The following is a 1,000-nucleotide window of genomic DNA, read 5'->3' as shown; positions in this document are numbered from 1 at the left end:
GCCGTGCTCGGGGGGGAGGGCCTTCAGGAGGCGTTGCGGCTCAGCAAGGCGCAGGCCTCTCACCTGCAGGCGATCCGCGAAGCTGCGGCTGGCACAGCCGGGGCAAAAGAGTTGGGCTACCGATTGGGAGCGGAACAGGCGCTGGATGTGCTGCTGTTGCGGTCTGCATTGCTGGAACAACCGGTTTTGCGCAATTTAGAGAATGATATCGCGCTGGGCGCAAAGGCTGTTTTTCCAGTCAAAGCCCGCGATCTGTTGCCGGATTGCAAAGGCCCGGAACTAGGGGCGATGCTGCGGAAGCTGGAGGCGGACTGGATTGCCTCGGGCTTCTCGCTCAGCCGGGAACAGTTGCTCGCCTCCCTCCACTGACACAGAGTGTCAGCAGCGTCACAACCTTGGGGGGTGACAAAATAAAAAATCTTGCGTACGCGATAGGCAGTCACCACATGACGGGAGGAATGCTGATGTATTACGGGATTTGGCTTCTCTAACGCCTGAGACTTTGCCCGTTTGGACGTCGGAGCCTATGGGCGGCCCGCTGTCTTCATCTGTATTCCAAAATAATGCTCGAACGCCTGGAGCACCCGCATGTTTCGCTTCTTTGAAAACCTCATTGACCCTTATTGCGCCTACCCTGAGACCAACACGCCGCCAACGCGGCTGTGGCCGTTCCTGCGCGACTATTCCAGACCGTTCAAAACCGTCTTTATCCTGACTGCGCTGATGTCGGTCATTGTCGCCGCGATCGAGGTCGGGCTGATCTACTACTTGGGCCGGGTGGTGGACATCATGTCCGGCACGCCTGAGCAGGTGTGGGAGGATTATGGGACCGAGCTGACCTTGGTTGCCCTGTTCATCCTGATGCTGCGGCCGCTGATCCAGTTCCTGGACGTGGTTCTGCTCAACAACGCGATCCTGCCGAACTATGGCACGCTGATCCGCTGGCGGTCGCATAAACACGTGCTGCGGCAATCGGTGGGCTGGTTCGAGAACGATTTCG

At 58.6% G+C, this 1,000-nt stretch carries 2 pseudogenes; both read left to right on the top strand.

Annotated features, from left to right (window positions below):
• Positions 1-369 (top strand): annotated as a pseudogene (locus tag A2I95_RS42460) (CCA tRNA nucleotidyltransferase); the annotation flags it as partial.
• A gap of 219 nt (positions 370-588) precedes the next feature.
• A pseudogene (locus A2I95_RS42455) lies at positions 589-1,000 on the top strand (multidrug ABC transporter ATP-binding protein); the annotation flags it as partial.

This window comes from Leisingera sp. F5 (assembly GCF_001593695.1).
This window is presented reverse-complemented; position numbering and strand designations above follow the sequence as displayed.